This is a genomic window from Mesorhizobium sp. M0019 (assembly GCF_040323975.1).
Classification (GTDB): domain Bacteria; phylum Pseudomonadota; class Alphaproteobacteria; order Rhizobiales; family Rhizobiaceae; genus Mesorhizobium.
Genome location: NZ_JAMYVK010000032.1, coordinates 1 through 15,865, shown reverse-complemented (window position 1 = coordinate 15,865; position 15,865 = coordinate 1). Strand labels below are relative to the sequence as shown.

The window sequence follows — 15,865 nt, the reverse complement described above, 5'->3', positions numbered from 1 at the left end:
GGTCATTGCGCCTGCAGCATTTCGGTCCAGACGTCCTGCATCTTCTTGTCGAGATCGGCATTCGGCGCCGGATAGGACTGGGCGCGGGCGAGGAATTCCGGCTGCTCGTCGAAGCGCAGGATCTTCTTCTGCTCGTCGCTGAGCGCCGCCTTGCTGTTGGCCGGCATGCCCCAATAGCAGGACGAGGTGGCGAGCCGCGCCTGGCCTTCGGGGCTCATAATGTACTGGATGAATTTAAGCGCCAGCTCCTTGTTCTTGGAATCTTTGAACATTGCCAGCGACTGCGACCACAGCACGGCGCCTTCTTTCGGGATAGAGAAGTCCAGCGCAGGGTTTTCCTTGGCCAGCCCCGCCGTCACCCATTCGCCGCCGCCGACCAGTATGTCGACCTCGCCGGTCGCCAGTGCCGTCTGGCTGGCGGTCACCTCGCCGACCAGCTTGGCGTTGGCCTTCATTTTGAGCAGCTCTTCCTTGATGGCGGGAAGGTCGGCTTCGGTCAGTTCCGCCGTCTTCTTGCCGATCGCCAGTGCGGCCATGCCGATGACCGGCAGGTAATAATCGTAGATGGCGATCTTGCCCTTGTATTTGTCGCCGGTCAGCGCCGCCATCGACTGCATGTCGGCCGGGTCGACCTTGGTCTTGTTGTAGCCGATCGTGTTGTAGCCGAACTTTTCGGTGATGCCGTAACGCTTGCCGTCGACGACGGTGGAGCTATCCATCTTCACCTGCGGAAACAGGTCGGCCAGCGGCAGCTTGTCTTCCGGTAGCGGTTCGAACAGGCCTTTTTCGACGCCGCGCGGTATGTCGATGCTGTCGATCACCATCACGTCCCAGTCGCCCGGCTGCGACTGATCGACGATGGCCAGGCCGGCGCCGGTGCCTTCGAACTCCTTAACATTGACCTTGACGCCGTTGGCCTCCTCGAACGGCTGGAGCAGCGCCGGATCGGCGTGATCGCACCAGATCAGTGCGTTGAGATCCTGCGCCTGAGCGAGGCTGCCCGCCGCCAGCAGCAGTGCTGCCGCGGCGCAGGCGCCTTGGAGATGGCTCTTCAGAACGGAAAGCGGATTCCTGACGGTTGGATTGGGGGTCTTTGGATTGACGGACATCGAGTGTTCTCCCTTGCCTTTTTGGCTTGTAGGAAAAAATTGAACCAATTCTAAAATTGAGTCAATTCTGTTTTTGTGGCAAACAGCCGATATGAGCGGATTGCGGGCAAGGCAGAAGGCGGATCGGCACCGCCGCATCATCGAGGCGGCGGCGGCGCTTTTCCGCGATGCCGGCTATGAGGGCGCCAAGATCGAGACCATCGCCGCGCAGGCCGAGGTCTCGGTCGGCACGATTTACAATTACTACCAGAACAAGGGCGACATCCTCGGCGCCATCGTCTCGATGGAGGTCAACGAGGTGCTGAATGCCGGGCGCGGCGTCGTCGCCAACCCGCCGGCCAATGTCGGCGACGCTCTCGATACGTTGCTCGGCATCTATATCGAGCACTCGCTGCATTATCTCAGCAAGGAGATGTGGCGGCAGGCGATGGCGATCTCGACGCAACTGCCCGACAGCCCGTTCGGCCAGGCCTATACCGCGCTAGACCGCGCCCTGACCGAGCAGATCCGCGCGCTGATCGTCCGCCTGCAGGCGCTCGGCCTGGTGCGCCGCGACATCGACGGGCCGGCGCTCGGCGAACTCATCTTCAACAACATGAACATGATGTTCATCGAATTCGTGAAGCGCGAGGAGGCGAGGATTGCCGAACTGCGCACGGCGATACGCAGGCAGAACAGGATATTGGTGGCGGCGATCGGAGTGTAAGAAGATCAAGGGCGAGTAGGGCCTGCAACACAAATCGCCGCAGCCGGAGCATCGCCTAACGGTTGATCAGCCATAGAATGGCCGAGAGCACGATGCTGACCAGTATCCCCGTGGTGATAGGGACATAAAGCCTGAAGTTCTCACGATCGATCACGATATCGCCGGGCAGCCTGCCAAGGCCGGTCCGGGCCAACCAAGGCCACAGCAGGCCTAAGGCAACTATGCTGAGACCAACGACGATCAGAGTTCGCGACATGGCAGCATCCTGCCGATAAAAATGCCGGGCGCCTAGTATGGACCCGGATCACCCAGCCGTTAGGCCTGCTCGAGCGAGGATTTCAGGAGCCGGCATGACATGCCCGTGCGGCTTGCAGTAGACGGGGTCGATCGCGTGATAGCCAAGCAGATGGCCGAGTGGCGCCAGGATCCCCAGCGCCACTCGCTGAATCGCAGGTGGCGGGTGCGTGAAGACGATCACGTCGGCAAATTCTCTGGCGATGACTGCTGCCTGAAGCGGCGAAGGTCTACCTTTTCTGTCCACCTTGCCGGCATTGGCCAGGCCGAAGAGCATGCCGATCAGCAGCTCGAAACGGTTCGGGTCGACATTGTCCGCACCTGGCGCCCGGTCGACTTCGACCAGGACATGCGCTTCTTCGGTTTTGCTGCTGTTCCACCAATCATGTGCGACGCCTGCTTCGACCGTGGCGGATTGGCCAGGCCCCAGGGACAAAGTCTTCCCGGCGATGCAAGCGTCGAGACGGCCACGGAGGACGGAAAACCGTTCCGTCAGGTTCGGGTGGAAGTGCTCGCCCACCACTGCGGCTCCCGGCCGGGCGGTCAGATGAGCGATGCCAGGTCCCTGGCCGCGGTCTTCGGTGCCACGCAGGATGACCGCATATTCGCCGGTCACCTTGTTCTCGTAGACATCTCCACAGCGTGACATGGATCGGCTCCGGAGTTTCAGAGCACCACTGCCCGGCAACTCTATCGTCAAAGGCTTGGTCGTTCAACGACGCTCCAACGGGCGATTGCGGAAACACCAGTTGCCGGCTCTTCGTCAACGCGGGCGATCAGCGCTCTACCGAACATGCTTAGGCGGCCGCGCTCGCGGAAACGGCACGACCGTCAGTGGCGCCTTGCGGAATTCCGCGATGGCTATTTCTTCAATCAGCGCGTCGAGGGCCTCGTTGACGCGTCGGCTCGTTTCATCCGCGCCGCAGAGGCGGTTTTGTGCGCACTCCAAAAGCTCGCGCGCCGCGGCGAAATCACTTCGCATGACAACACCCTTTGGTTTTTGGCCCGCCGCACCGACATTGTCGGCGCGCTTAATTGAGCGAGTGCTAATATACAAAGGAGCAATTTAATCGAATGGTACGAGATGGCCGAGGCCGGGAGAGAGGGCCGAAATGACGGCTCTGCAACGGCGAAGTCACGCCCGGGCTCAGCGTCTCTAGATATGAGATGCTAACTCGTTGTCTGGCGACAGATTTTGCCAGCAATTTCACGGAAGTTTCTGGTGACCCGACGAGGACGGTCCCGACACGTACGCCCCTAATACGATCTTGGGCGGCTTATATATTCTCTGGCGGCGGCAATCTGGCGCCGGTGCTCGCGGAGGAAGGCTGCGCCGAAACAAATGGCGAAGGCCAGTACTGAAAGGCTTGTCGTTGCTCTTGATGTTGGATCGGGATCGGGACTTAGCAGGAAACGGAAACCGAACGCGAAGGCGAAGACGATAAATCCGCCAAATATGCCGTTGATGAAGGGGGCGGTCGTGCGTTTCTGCTCCAACGAAGACTCCTAGGTTTTCCGCTAGGGAACTATGGTTTCCGCTAGGGAATATATGCGTTGAAGCTGATGTGCTACCGATCCTGACGGCCCCGGCCTGTGGATATCGGGGATGAGCAGATATCAAGCGCCCCGGAGGTCTCAAGAAGCCCGTACTGGTGCCCCCGGACGGAATCGAACCGCCGACCTTCGGTTTACAAAACCGCTGCTCTACCAGCTGAGCTACAAGGGCACGGCGCTCCGGTTACCATATTTGCCGCGCCAGTAAAGACAAAACTCCGTTTTCGGCCGCCGCGAACGCGCCGGTTCTGCCGCCAAGGCGTCCTGAAAACGGCCAATTCGCTTCCTATATTGATCGAAGGTGCAATCGCATCAGCGAGGCTGTCGCATGATCAGGTTTGTCATCATTCTCCCGCTCGTCGTCGTGGCTTGGGTTCTCCTGGTGAAGCTCATCAAGGACCTGAAGCACGCCAATATCGACTGGACCGGCGTCACCACCATCATCGGCTTCATCGCGCTCGCCTTCTGGCTTCGCCATATCACCGGCATGGGCTGAGGCCTGCCGGTTGTTCCGGTGAACTGTCGACGGCGCGACCGTTCGTGGTCGCGCATCAGACCGCGCGATTTCTCTCTTCGAAAAAATCCAGAAGGACCTTCGAACCTTTTTCCTTGTTGCGACGACTGATGGTCAAGAGGCGGTTGGATCGCCTCCCACAACAAGGAGATCGTCATGTTCAAGCGCACCATCATTTCCGGCCTCGTCGCCACCACTGTCGCCGCCGCCATGCTGGTCGGCACCGTTCAGCCGTCGGCCGCCCATCACAAGCACAAGCACCTCGGCATCGGCATTGCCGCAGGTGTCGGCGGCTTCCTGCTCGGCAGCGCGCTGGCCCAGCCGCGCACCGTCTATATCGAGGAAGACGGCGGCTCGTGGCACGTCAGGCGCTGCCTCAATCGCTACCAGAGCTACGACCCGTACTCGGACACCTATGTCGGCTACGACGGCTATCGCCATCGCTGCCGGCTTTGAGGGCCACTATGCCAGCTTGGGAGGAGGTGACCGTTTCAGGCAACCGGAAGAAGGGGCACCCCACTGCCCCTTTTTCGGCGTGTCTGAGTGGCAGGGCAGAGGGGTTGTTCCTCCGACCTCTTAGGACCTGGGTTCCTCGCCCGCCGCGAAGCGGGGGAGAGGTGGCCGCCCACGGGTCTTGCCTTCGGCAAGCCCGAGGACAGGCTCCGCGGCCGGAGAGGGGGCCCTTCGTAGGGCGCGGTCCCCTCTCCGTCGCGGCTTCGCCGCGCCACCTCTCCCCACTTCCGTGGGGCGAGGAACCCAAGCTGGAATAAAGCCGCGCTCCGTCAGCCTCTCTGTCCTGTCGAACATCGCCCACTTAAGGCGAGATCGGATGCCGCTTCAGCATTCGCCAACACTCTTGCCGATGTACAGCGATTTCCCAACAGCCTAATCTGCACCGATACCGAAACAGGGAGAGGGCGCTTGGGCGAGCACGATCCGAACGAAGAGCCGATCGAGACGGTTTTCCGCAACGGCACAATCACCACCGTCGGCATCCTGCTGGCGTTCTCGCTGGGCTTCATCACGCATTGGGCCGCCAACCCGATACCATGGGAAATCTATCACCTGGCCGCCGTCGTGCCGATTTTGATCGGCATTGCCCTGCAGATACGAGCGCTGCGGTTGCTGCTCAACGTAACGTCTCTACAACGGCGCGTTTATGAACGCGCCAATCGTATCTTCATTGCCGGCCTCATCTTCACCGCCTGCGGAGTTGGGCTGGCGATGCTGCTTGATTTCTACGACCTATCGACCAAGAGCGCGGTGCCCGGGGGCTAGCTCTGGCCATCCTGGCAGATGTCGCACCATTCGGTGCTGGTCAGCGCTGCCATGCGCTCGATTCGCTGCCAAGGCCGGGAGGGGTCGGCAGGCCGCCGATCATCCTCGTCACCTCCGCCGCCGCATCGTGCACCAGCGGGCCGATCTCGGCCAGCCGTTCCGGCGTGACCCGTACTGTCGGCCCGGAGACCGAAACGCCGCCGATCGGCTCGCCGAATTCATTGAAGATGGCGGCGGCAACGCAGCGCATGCCGGGATGCCGCTCCTCGTCGTCTACCGACCAGCCGCGCAGCTTGATCGTCACCAGGTCGCGGGCGAGCGCCGAGATGTCGGACAGCGTATTTTCGGTGAAGCGCTCCAACCCGGCCCGGCGCAGGATGGTGGCGACGCGCTCCGGCTCGAGATGCGCCAGCACCGCCTTGCCGATGCCCGAGGCATGGAAGGAGCTGCGCGTGCCCGGCCGGAAAAAGGCGCGGATCGCCTGGTGCGTCTCGACCTGACTGACGAAGACGACGCAATCGTCCTCGGCGACGCCGAGATTGGCGGTCTCGCCGGTCTTCTCCATCAGTTCCTGCATGACGATACGGGCGCGGTCGACCAGCTTGCGGCGGCGCAGGAACGCCGCGCCCATGCGATAGGTCTCGACGCCGATCGACCACAGCTGGTCGATGCCGTCGAACTCGACCATGCCATGGTTCTCCAGCGTCGTCAGCATGCGGTAGGCGGTGGATGCCGGCAGACCGGAACTGGCGGCGATCTCGCTCAGCGACAGGCCACTGCCATCGGCGACGATTGCCAGGATGCGCAGCGCCCGGTCCAGCGACTGCACCGATGCGGCCTCGGACGGCCCGTTGAAGGCGCGCGGCCGGCCGCGCTGGCGTTTTTCGGTGGTTTCCATCGGGCCATTCTTCGCCCTGTTCGCCCAAACAGGCAATGAAAAAGTTTTCCAGTGATTTACGAAGCGAATTCATGGAAAACAAAAAGGCCAATCAATTCAACCAACAAGAGCTGTTTTCTAGAAATGGAAAAATATTCTGAAAAAATTGAAAAATCATTGGTGCGCTGGCATCATCGGCTATCAACAATTCCGTGGAGGCTGACATGGCCAGGATGCGCGCAGTCGACGCAGCGGTTCTCGTTCTCGAAAAGGAAGGCATCTCCTGTGCCTTCGGCGTGCCGGGTGCTGCGATCAACCCGCTCTATTCGGCACTGAAGGCGAGGGGCAGTATCCGCCACATCCTTGCGCGTCACGTCGAGGCGGCCTCGCATATGGCCGAAGGGTTTACCCGCGCCAGATCGGGCAATATCGGTCTGTGCATCGGCACCTCGGGTCCTGCCGGCACCGACATGATCACCGGCCTCTATTCGGCCGCTGCCGATTCAATTCCCATCCTCTGCATCACCGGGCAGGCGCCGCGCGCGCGTCTCAACAAGGAGGATTTTCAGGCCGTCGACATTGCGGCGATCGCCGCACCCGTCGCCAAATGGGCGGTCACCGTCATGGAACCCTATCTGGTGCCGATGGCGCTGCAGAAAGCGTTCCATCTGATGCGCTCGTCGCGGCCGGGGCCGGTGCTGATCGATTTGCCTGTCGATGTGCAACTGACCGAGATCGAGTTCGACATCGATGCCTACGAGCCGCTGGTGCCGTTCAAGCCGGCAATGTCGCGCGCTCAGGCCGAGAAGGCGTTGACGATGCTGAACGCGGCGGAAAAGCCTGTCATCGTCGCCGGCGGCGGCATCATCAACGCCGATGCGTCCGATCTGTTGATCGAATTCGCCGAAGTCACCGGCGTGCCTGTCATCCCGACGCTGATGGGTTGGGGCGCGATCCCCGACGACCACCGCCTGATGGCCGGCATGTGCGGGCTGCAGACCTCGCACCGCTATGGCAATGCCACGATGCTCGAAGCCGATTTCGTTTTCGGCATCGGCAACCGCTGGGCCAACCGCCACACCGGTTCGGTCGACGTCTACACCAAGGGCAAGAAATTCATCCACGTCGACATCGAGCCGACGCAGATCGGTCGCGTCTTCGCGCCGGACCTCGGCGTCGTCTCGGACGCCGGTGCGGCGCTGAAAATGCTGCTCGACGTCGCCACCGAGTGGAGGACGGCCGGAAAATTGCGCGACTGGTCGGGCTGGGCCGGCGAATGCCGGCAGCGCAAGAAGACAATGAAGCGCAAGACCCATTTCGACCAGGTGCCGCTGAAGCCGCAGCGCGTCTACGAGGAGATGAACAAGGCGTTCGGCCGCGACACCACCTATGTCACCACGATCGGCCTGTCCCAGATCGCCGGGGCGCAGTTCCTGCACGTCTACAAGCCACGCAACTGGATCAATTGCGGCCAGGCCGGCCCGCTCGGCTGGACGCTGCCGGCAGCCCTCGGTGTTCGGGCCGCCGATCCGGACCGCACCATCGTGGCATTGTCCGGCGACTATGATTTCCAGTTCATGATCGAGGAACTGGCGGCCGGCGCACAGCACGGATTACCCTACATCCATGTCGTCGTGAACAACGCCTATCTCGGGCTGATTCGCCAGGCGCAGCGCGGATTTTCGATGGACTTCGAAGTCAGTCTCGCCTTCGAGAACGTCAATCGACAGGGCGATCCAGAGGCGGGCTACGGCGTCGACCACGTCGCCGTTGCCGAGGCGATGGGCTGCAAGGCCGTCAGGGTGCGCCGGCCGGAGGAATTCGCCGGCGCGTTCAAGGAGGCGCAGCGCCTGATGAACAAGTACCAGGTTCCGGTGGTGCTCGAATTCATCCTCGAGCGCGTCACCAACGTTTCGATGGGTACCGAAATCGACAAGATCACCGAATTCGAGGAGCTAGCCGAACATCACGAAGATGCCCCCACGGCGATCGTCATGCTCGATTAAGCCGCATATGAGGAACTACTGCCATGCTACGGTTCTCAGCCAATCTTTCGATGCTCTTTGACGAGCATGACTTCCTCGACCGCTTCGATGCCGCCGCCCGCGCGGGCTTCAAGGGCGTCGAGTATATCGGCCCCTATGACCATGCGCCGGATGTCGTCGCGGCCAGGTTGAAGAAGAACGGGCTGACGCAGGTCCTGTTCAACCTGCCTGCCGGCGACTGGGCCAAGGGCGAGCGCGGCATCGCGATCCTGCCCGACCGCATCCCGGAGTTCCGGCAGGGCATTGCCAAGGTCGTCACCTATGCCCATGCGCTTGGCTGCGAGCAGGTCAACTGCCTCGCCGGCATCGCGCCGCAAGGCGTCGATCGCTCCGTGCTGGAAGACGTCTTCGCCGAGAACCTGGCTTTCGCGGCCGAAAAGCTGGAGCAGGCCGGCATCAGGCTGCTGATCGAGCCGATCAACACCCGCGACATTCCGGGCTTCTTCCTGAATTACTCGGACCAGGCTCTGGCCCTGATCGACCGCGTCGGATCGAAGAACCTGTTCCTGCAATACGACATCTATCACATGCAGATCATGGAGGGGGATCTCGCCCGTACCATAGAGGCAAACCTCAACCGCATCGCGCATATCCAGCTTGCGGATAATCCCGGCCGTCATGAGCCGGGGACGGGCGAGATCAATTTTCCCTTCCTGTACAACCACATCGACCGCATCGGCTATGCCGGCTGGGTCGGTGCGGAGTACAAGCCCAAGGGCGGAACGGAAACCGGGCTCGGGTGGTTTCAGGACGCGGCCGGGCAGGGGAGTGCGGCGGCGTAGACGCTACGTGTCGCACGTCTCGTTCCTTCGCGCCCCCCCTCTGGCCTGCCCTCTTTGCCAAAACTTGGCATCTCCCCCACAAGGAGGGAGATTGGATGTCACCGCCGCTTTCGCCAATTTTCGAGGTCGGGAAAGTTTAAGGGCCGGCGCGGCAACTGCCGATCTCCCCACTCGTGGGGGAGATGGCCGGCAGGCCAGAGGGGGGCGCGCAGGAACGCCCCCTTAACAAGAAACGGAGAAAGACATGGAAATCATCGGCTTCATCGGCCTCGGCATCATGGGCGCGCCGATGGCGGGGCATTTGCTAGACGCCGGTTATCAGGTCGTCGCCAGCGACCACCGCTCGAAACCGCCGGCCGACCTCGTCGCCAAGGGCCTGAAGGCCGTCACCGGCCATGATGCCGTCGCGCGTGCCGCCGACATCGTCATCACCATGGTTCCGGATACGCCGCAGGTCGCCGACGTGCTGTTCGCTGAGAATGGCGTCGCGTCAGGCCTCACTAAAGGCAAGCTGGTCATCGACATGAGCTCGATCTCGCCGATCGAGACCAAGGAATTCGCAAAAAAGATCAACGATGTCGGCTGCGACTATCTCGATGCACCGGTGTCGGGCGGCGAGGTCGGCGCCAAGGCGGCTTCGCTGACCATCATGGTCGGCGGCGAGGAAAAAGCCTTCGAACGCGCCAGGCCCATCTTCGAGAAGCTTGGCAAGAACATCACTTTGGTCGGACCCAACGGCGTCGGCCAGATCACCAAGGTCGCCAATCAGATCGTCGTCGCGCTGACCATCGAGGCCGTCGCCGAAGCGCTTGTCTTTGCTTCAAAAGCCGGCGCCGACCCGGCCAAGGTCAGGCAGGCGCTGATGGGCGGGCTCGCAAACTCGCGCATCCTGGAAGTGCATGGCGAGCGTATGATCAAGCGCACTTTCGCGCCCGGCTTCCGCATCGAACTCCACCAGAAGGACCTGAATCTCGCCCTTGAAGGCGCGAAAGCGCTCGGCGTCGCCCTGCCCAACACTTCAACGACGCAGCAATTGTTCAACTCGTGCGCGGCGAATGGCGGGTCAAAGGAGGATCATTCGGCGCTGGTCAAGGCGCTGGAGCGAATGGCGGGATGTGAAGTGGGTGAATAGTGAATAGTGAATAGTGAATAGGTAGTCAGTTGCAGATAGGTGAGTAGTTGGTAGTGAATTGGTCACGACTTACGCACAGTCTCACCATTCACCATTCACCATTCACCATTCACCATTCACTCTTTCAAAAATTTCCTCGCCGCATAAAGCGCCACCGCCGCGGCATTCGACACGTTGAGCGAACGGATGGCGCCCGGCATGTCGAGGCGGGCGAGCGTCGTCACCGTTTCGCGCGTTTTCTGGCGCAGGCCTTTGCCCTCGGCGCCCAGGACCAGAGCGATCTTGTCGCCGGCAAAGCTGGTTTCGAGCTCCGCCGGTCCGTCCGAATCCAGCCCGATGGTCTGGAAGCCGGCCTGGTGCAGCTGCTCCAGCGCATCGGCGAGGTTCTTCACCTCGATCTGGTCGATATGCTCAAGCGCGCCGGAGGCCGACTTCGCCAGCACGCCGGATTCCTGCGGGCTGTGGCGCGCCGTGGTGATCAGTGCGCCGGCGCCGAAGGCGACCGCCGAGCGCAGGATCGCGCCGACATTGTGCGGATCGGTGATCTGATCGAGCACCAGCACCAGCCTGGTGTCGCCGAGCGCATCGAGGCGTTTCGGTTTCAGCGGCTCGGCCTCGATCAGCACGCCCTGGTGCACGGCATCCGAGCCGGTGACCTTGTCGATGTCCCTGGGTTCGACCAACTCCGCCTTGAAGGGCAAAGCGCCAAGGTCGGCGATTGCCAGCCGCTCGGCAGCGTTGCGCGTCACCAACATCTTCTTGATTTTGCGGCGCGGATTGTCGAGCGCGGCCCGCACCGTGTGCAGCCCGTAAAGCCGCACCAGCCCATCCGCCGGGTTCTCGCCGGGCGGCACCGGCTGGCGCGGCCTGAACGCTGGCGCGCCGCCACTCTTCTCGTCGCGATGCGCGCGGCGCAGCTTGGCGTAGTGGGTGTCTTTCGGGGTCTTCGATTTGTTGTCGTTGCTCATGGCCGGCTTCTATAGCCGTGTCGTCCGGCCATGGATACAGCTGCATAAGCTGCTTGTCGGGCGAGGCGTGAGATTCAGCGCTTTTTGCCGGACTGTTGCGGTTGACAGTTTTGGGCGCTGCCGCCATAAGGCGCTGCGCGGAAGGGCTGCTTTGGCAGCCGCGACGCGTCGATGCCTCGTTGCATGGCTCCGGCGGCAGACTGGAGAGGTGCCCGAGTGGTTAAAGGGGACGGACTGTAAATCCGTTGGCTATGCCTACGTTGGTTCAAATCCAACCCTCTCCACCACTGCCGGCCCGGAAGCCCTGAAACGCAGAGCGAGCGTCGGAGCGGATCCGATGCTTGACTGAAAGGCGCGGGTATAGCTCAGTGGTAGAGCAGCAGCCTTCCAAGCTGAATATGCGGGTTCGATTCCCGCTACCCGCTCCAGATTTCCCCCAGCCGCAGCGCACTCGCGCACGATGCCGAAGCAGGCAGCCCCAAGCGAAGCGCTTTGCCGATAGTTCAAAGTATTCGTTGCGCGTCCAGACGGACGCGCATCTTAATCTGTGTTATCGTTGTCCCGAACCGCAGGCGGTGTTGGGCGACAGGCGTCAGCTCGCGAATTTGCTGAATATGGACGCGAGCTGGTTCTGCTGCGGCACTTGCCCGTTCGGCGTCAACTGGTCGACAAGCCCTGGCAAGGCCGCGGACAATTGCTTGAGCAGATCCTGCTGGTTCAGGCCCGTCCTTTGCGCGATCTCCTGAATGATTTGTGGCCCGAGAGCACTGCCCAGATCGCTGGGGTTGATCGGCTGGTTCTGACCGGTACCGACCCACGAATTGGCAACGTTGCCGTGGCCGGCGTCCTTCAGTTTGTCGAGCAGGCCGCCCAGACCGCCGAGCAGTCCGCCGTCGGCGGATGCGGTTGTATCAGGCGGGACGGGGGCAGGGCTTTGCGCTGCCTCCGTCTGGGCGGAACTTCCACCGCTCAGCATTTTTCCCACCAAAAGTGCGCCGAGCGCGATCATCAGCGGCTTGGCGACGTTGCCGCCGGGAACGGCATTGTCAAACAGTCCCATTGTGGATCTCCATGTCAAATTGCCCGTCCGTCTCCGACAATGACGCATCCACGGCGAATTTCAAGCCGGTTTGAGCTTTCCGTAATCATGATTTTCAAGTTGGCTTGAGCTTTGCTTAATAATGTGGAAGTAATCGAGTGCGGGGAACGGAGAGGAAAAATGTCAATATTAAGCTGGATTATTCTCGGCGTCATCGCCGGCTTCATAGGCAGCAAGATCGTCAATAAAAGCGGGCAAGGCCTTGTGCTCGATATCGTGCTTGGGATTGTCGGCGCTATCGTCGGCGGGCTCATCTTCAGCGCGTTTGGCGCGTCGGGCGTTACCGGGCTCAACATCTATAGCCTGATCGTAGCCGTGGTCGGTGCGGTGGTTGTCCTGTGGGCCTATCATCAGTTCAGCGGCAAGAGGGCTCTGTAGAAGCCGTCCGGCAGTTGCGTCGGCATTCGGGTGAATGCCGACCGCCTATCTGATCCTTTTGAGGACTTCGCGGATCAGCGTGTTGAGGCCGGCTTCCAGCCCTCTCACCATGATCGGCCATAATTCCTCGAGCAATCGCTGCCATACGGCATCGCGCCCAATCCTCACCGGCAGATTTGGCATCGCGCCCATTGCCGCCGTCACGTCGCGGCGCAGCCGCTCGCCACAGGCGCTTGCGCCGCTGATCGTCGGATCGAAGGGCAGCCGGGTGAAATCCCATTTTCCGCGCTGCTCGATGCCGAGATTGCTGTCGACTTCGGCATGCGACAGCACCGTTTTGGGCGTGACCTTGATGCGGTAGTATTTGCAGAGTTCGGCGACAACGGCGGTCATCGCGTCCCACTGCGCCCTGGTCATCGGATAGCGGCCGGCATCGAACGGCCTTTCCTCCGCCCCGGCCATGCAGCAGAGCGAAACCCCGATCGAGCCGCCGTTGCCGTTGAGCGTATGAGCGGCATATCCCGGTTTTACCCGGCCCGAATTGAGCGCGATCGAAGGCCGACCCCTGACCAGGAGGCCATTCCCCTCGACCAGTATGTGATACGCATCCTTGTCGGTATCGCCGGCCGAATGCGAGCCGGCCGTCCAGTGGCAAATGACGCGCTTCATCGCAACATTGGGCAACCAGTCGGGCGGCAATGCCACAGAAATCCCCGCGACATAAGTTCAGTGACGGAGCACAGTATAGTTTCGTTGGCGGCCGACGCGAAAACGAAACGATAATTTGGTTGAGCGTTTTCTAACGGTCAGCTATTCGCCGGCATCTCCGGCGACCGCGTGTTCTCTGTATTGCGGCAGATCGTCGGTGATCGTGAACCACTTCGCCTTGGAGCCGACGAAGATGTGCTGCATCGGGCGGATGGTCGGCTCGTCGACGAGGGTTCCCATGGCGACATGCACGAAGGCACCGTCGCGGACCACCGAATAGAGCAACGAGCCGCAGGTCTTGCAGTGCGCGTCATGGCCGGTTTCGTCGCCGAAGATCGTGAGATTGTCCTCGCCCCTCGCCAGGCTCAGCCTGTCGCGCTCGATGCCGGCGAATGGCTTGAAGGCCGAGCCGGTGGTGCGCCGGCAGTTCGAGCAGTGGCAGTTCGCGGCATAGACGAACGCGTCCGCCACCGCGTACTGAACGGCGCCGCACAGGCATTTTCCGATAAGCCTGCGGTTGCGTGAATTCTGGTTGTCATCCGGGCTTGTCACGCGCTCCTCCCATTGTGCAGGCCGATTTCAGTTTCAAGCGACGACGGTCAACCGGCGCTTGCGCTCGTCGAGCGAGACGATGGTCAACCCGCTGGCCACCACCAGCAGGATTCCGCAGATGGCCAGCGCATTCGGGAGCTGCCGGAATACCACCAAGCCTGAAATCACCGCCCAGACGGTAAAGCAATAGTAGAACGGCGCCACCACGCTGGTCGGCCCGACGCGATAGGCCATGAAGATGAAGAAGTGGCCGAAGATCAGGAACAGTCCGGCGCCGCCCATCAGCAGCAGGTGACGGATTTCAGGCACCACCCACTGCTCGGAAAGCAAATGAGCTGCCCCGGCGCCCGCGAGCACCACAATCACCGCGGAAATAGCGACGACCATTCCCGGCACGTCGGCGGCGACCTTGCGTCCGGCCAGATCGCGCGCCGCGGACAGGGCGGCATTGCCTAGCGCCAGCAGGGCATAGACCGAAATCCCCTGCATTGTCGGTTGTGCCACCATCACCGCGCCGACAAAGCCGAGCCCGATCAGCGCCAGGCGTACCCCGCCGATCCGTTCGCCAAACAGCATCGAGGAGCCGACCAGCATCAGCAAGGGCGTGATCTGCCCGAGCGCGGTCGAATCGGCGATCTGCATGTTGGCGAGCGCCACCACGTAGCAAAGGATCGCACCCAGTTCGAGCAGGTTCCTGCGCAAAACCTTAGCGTCTAGGATCAGCGGGATCTGCTTGCCGTAGCCCAGCATGAACAGCAGCGGAATGCCCCACAATATTGCCGCAGCGCCGCGCAGGAACAGCACCTCATAGGGCGGCAGTCCCGCGGTTGCGAGCTTCATCATCGTGTCGTTGACAATGTAGGACCCGGTCGAAACGACCATGAACAGCGGGCCTCGTATGGCAGTCGGGATGAAATGCATCGGCCCACGAAATCAGACCGGCGCCAGGGCGGCAATGGGCCAGATCCGGCTGTAAATCCGGCAAAGCCGTCAGCCGCCGCCGTAACCATTCCATTTGCCCTTGTTCGTTCCTATATTCACGCCACATTCTCCGAAACCGGATCACGCGTTCGGGCCGGGCGAGCGCGCTCGGCGACAAGGCACTTGTGTTTTTCGGCCTTAGTCGCTAATCGCCCCGCATTCGACTGAACTGAAGGTCCAGGCCGTCCCCAGGCCGTCCAAGGAAAGAGACTATGGCAAAAGGTAAATTCGAGCGCACTAAGCCTCATGTGAACATTGGCACGATTGGTCACGTCGACCACGGCAAGACGTCGCTGACGGCGGCGATCACCAAGTATTTTGGCGAATACAAGCGCTATGACCAGATCGATGCGGCGCCCGAAGAGAAGGCGCGCGGCATCACCATTTCGACGGCGCACGTCGAATACGAGACCGCCAACCGCCACTATGCCCATGTCGACTGCCCCGGCCACGCCGACTATGTGAAGAACATGATCACCGGTGCCGCGCAGATGGACGGCGCGATCCTGGTGGTGTCGGCCGCCGACGGCCCGATGCCGCAGACGCGCGAGCACATCCTGCTCGCCCGCCAGGTCGGCGTGCCCTCGATCGTGGTGTTCTTGAACAAGGTCGACCAGGTCGACGACGCCGAGCTGCTCGAGCTGGTTGAGCTCGAGGTGCGTGAGCTTTTGACCAAGAACGAGTTCCCCGGCGACGACATTCCGATCGTCAAGGGTTCGGCGCTTGCCGCACTTGAAGATTCCGACAAGAAGATCGGCGAGGACGCCATCCGCGAACTGATGGCTGCGGTCGATGCCTACATTCCGACGCCGGTTCGTCCGCTCGACAAGCCGTTCCTGATGCCGATCGAGGACGTGTTCTCGATCTCGGGCCGCGGCACGGTTGTGA

General features: G+C 61.7%; 19 protein-coding genes and 3 tRNA genes. 11 read left to right on the top strand and 11 right to left on the bottom strand.

The features are described 5' to 3' along the window. Positions 1–2 precede the first annotated feature (2 nt). Positions 3–1,109: a polyamine ABC transporter substrate-binding protein gene (locus tag NKK47_RS21955; protein WP_352578234.1), complete on the bottom strand. Its 1,107-nt coding sequence runs from the start codon at positions 1,107–1,109 to the stop codon at positions 3–5. A 91-nt stretch (positions 1,110–1,200) separates the two neighbouring features. Here NKK47_RS21955 and NKK47_RS21950 point away from each other — a divergent pair, with 91 nt between their 5' ends. Continuing rightward, a complete protein-coding gene (locus tag NKK47_RS21950; protein ID WP_023679909.1) occupies positions 1,201–1,815 on the top strand; it encodes a TetR/AcrR family transcriptional regulator in 615 nt (204 codons plus the stop codon). Positions 1,816–1,870: 55 nt separating this feature from the next. Here the strand turns inward: NKK47_RS21950 and NKK47_RS21945 are convergent, their stop codons facing one another. From NKK47_RS21945 to NKK47_RS21930, 4 genes are all read right to left on the bottom strand, one after another. Beyond that, on the bottom strand, positions 1,871–2,071 hold the full coding sequence (locus NKK47_RS21945) for a DUF2905 domain-containing protein (RefSeq protein ID WP_352451072.1): 201 nt from the start codon (positions 2,069–2,071) through the stop codon (positions 1,871–1,873). 48 nt (positions 2,072–2,119) lie between these two features. Beyond that, positions 2,120–2,758, bottom strand: a complete 639-nt coding sequence (locus NKK47_RS21940) for a cupin domain-containing protein (protein WP_352578233.1) — start codon at positions 2,756–2,758, stop codon at positions 2,120–2,122. 608 nt (positions 2,759–3,366) lie between these two features. Next, positions 3,367–3,606: a hypothetical protein gene (locus NKK47_RS21935; RefSeq protein ID WP_156937488.1), complete on the bottom strand. Its 240-nt coding sequence runs from the start codon at positions 3,604–3,606 to the stop codon at positions 3,367–3,369. A gap of 153 nt (positions 3,607–3,759) precedes the next feature. Beyond that, positions 3,760–3,835: transfer RNA gene (locus NKK47_RS21930), tRNA-Thr, on the bottom strand. A gap of 156 nt (positions 3,836–3,991) precedes the next feature. Here NKK47_RS21930 and NKK47_RS21925 point away from each other — a divergent pair. From NKK47_RS21925 to NKK47_RS21915, 3 genes are all read left to right on the top strand, one after another. Continuing rightward, positions 3,992–4,159: a hypothetical protein gene (locus tag NKK47_RS21925; protein WP_352451069.1), complete on the top strand. Its 168-nt coding sequence runs from the start codon at positions 3,992–3,994 to the stop codon at positions 4,157–4,159. Between the two features lie 174 nt (positions 4,160–4,333). Beyond that, the gene (locus NKK47_RS21920; RefSeq protein WP_352578232.1) at positions 4,334–4,633 is read left to right on the top strand and encodes a BA14K family protein; all 300 of its coding nucleotides are present in this window, start codon (positions 4,334–4,336) and stop codon (positions 4,631–4,633) included. Between the two features lie 465 nt (positions 4,634–5,098). Beyond that, positions 5,099–5,455, top strand: coding sequence for a hypothetical protein (locus tag NKK47_RS21915; RefSeq protein WP_352578231.1), 357 nt, complete (start codon positions 5,099–5,101; stop codon positions 5,453–5,455). 40 nt (positions 5,456–5,495) lie between these two features. Here NKK47_RS21915 and bhcR read toward each other — a convergent pair whose 3' ends face one another. Further along, a complete protein-coding gene (gene bhcR, locus NKK47_RS21910) occupies positions 5,496–6,353 on the bottom strand; it encodes an HTH-type transcriptional regulator BhcR (RefSeq protein WP_352578230.1) in 858 nt (285 codons plus the stop codon). 203 nt (positions 6,354–6,556) lie between these two features. Here bhcR and gcl point away from each other — a divergent pair, with 203 nt between their 5' ends. The 3 genes from gcl to NKK47_RS21895 all read left to right on the top strand — a co-directional run bounded on the left by gcl (position 6,557) and on the right by NKK47_RS21895 (position 10,291). Next, positions 6,557–8,338 carry a glyoxylate carboligase gene (gene gcl, locus NKK47_RS21905; protein ID WP_352578229.1) on the top strand — a complete coding sequence of 594 codons (1,782 nt, stop codon included), beginning with the start codon at positions 6,557–6,559 and terminating at the stop codon, positions 8,336–8,338. A gap of 23 nt (positions 8,339–8,361) precedes the next feature. Further along, entirely contained in the window at positions 8,362–9,159 is a 798-nt protein-coding gene (hyi, locus tag NKK47_RS21900; protein WP_352578228.1) for a hydroxypyruvate isomerase, read from the top strand. Between the two features lie 244 nt (positions 9,160–9,403). Next, entirely contained in the window at positions 9,404–10,291 is an 888-nt protein-coding gene (locus NKK47_RS21895) for a 2-hydroxy-3-oxopropionate reductase (RefSeq protein WP_352578227.1), read from the top strand. Between the two features lie 116 nt (positions 10,292–10,407). Here the strand turns inward: NKK47_RS21895 and NKK47_RS21890 are convergent, their stop codons facing one another. Further along, entirely contained in the window at positions 10,408–11,259 is an 852-nt protein-coding gene (locus NKK47_RS21890) for a TrmH family RNA methyltransferase (protein ID WP_352578226.1), read from the bottom strand. A gap of 202 nt (positions 11,260–11,461) precedes the next feature. Here NKK47_RS21890 and NKK47_RS21885 point away from each other — a divergent pair. Both NKK47_RS21885 and NKK47_RS21880 read left to right on the top strand, forming a co-directional pair. Next, a tRNA-Tyr gene (locus NKK47_RS21885) sits at positions 11,462–11,546 on the top strand. Between the two features lie 67 nt (positions 11,547–11,613). Next, positions 11,614–11,687: transfer RNA gene (locus NKK47_RS21880), tRNA-Gly, on the top strand. A gap of 164 nt (positions 11,688–11,851) precedes the next feature. Here NKK47_RS21880 and NKK47_RS21875 read toward each other — a convergent pair. After that, a complete protein-coding gene (locus tag NKK47_RS21875; RefSeq protein WP_352578225.1) occupies positions 11,852–12,319 on the bottom strand; it encodes a YidB family protein in 468 nt (155 codons plus the stop codon). Positions 12,320–12,478: 159 nt separating this feature from the next. Between NKK47_RS21875 and NKK47_RS21870 the strand changes: the two genes are divergently transcribed. Then, positions 12,479–12,736, top strand: coding sequence for a GlsB/YeaQ/YmgE family stress response membrane protein (locus tag NKK47_RS21870; RefSeq protein WP_023717513.1), 258 nt, complete (start codon positions 12,479–12,481; stop codon positions 12,734–12,736). A gap of 45 nt (positions 12,737–12,781) precedes the next feature. Here NKK47_RS21870 and NKK47_RS21865 read toward each other — a convergent pair whose 3' ends face one another. From NKK47_RS21865 to NKK47_RS21855, 3 genes are all read right to left on the bottom strand, one after another. Next, positions 12,782–13,441 carry a peptidoglycan recognition protein family protein gene (locus NKK47_RS21865; protein WP_352578224.1) on the bottom strand — a complete coding sequence of 220 codons (660 nt, stop codon included), beginning with the start codon at positions 13,439–13,441 and terminating at the stop codon, positions 12,782–12,784. 105 nt (positions 13,442–13,546) lie between these two features. Beyond that, positions 13,547–13,996 (bottom strand): GFA family protein, encoded by a 450-nt coding sequence (locus tag NKK47_RS21860; protein WP_352578223.1) that lies wholly within the window; start codon positions 13,994–13,996, stop codon positions 13,547–13,549. Positions 13,997–14,029: 33 nt separating this feature from the next. Next, positions 14,030–14,917 (bottom strand): DMT family transporter, encoded by an 888-nt coding sequence (locus NKK47_RS21855; protein WP_352457477.1) that lies wholly within the window; start codon positions 14,915–14,917, stop codon positions 14,030–14,032. Positions 14,918–15,189: 272 nt separating this feature from the next. Here NKK47_RS21855 and NKK47_RS21850 point away from each other — a divergent pair. After that, the coding region (locus NKK47_RS21850) for a GTP-binding protein (RefSeq protein WP_352578222.1) at positions 15,190–15,865 on the top strand (676 nt) is incomplete at its 3' end.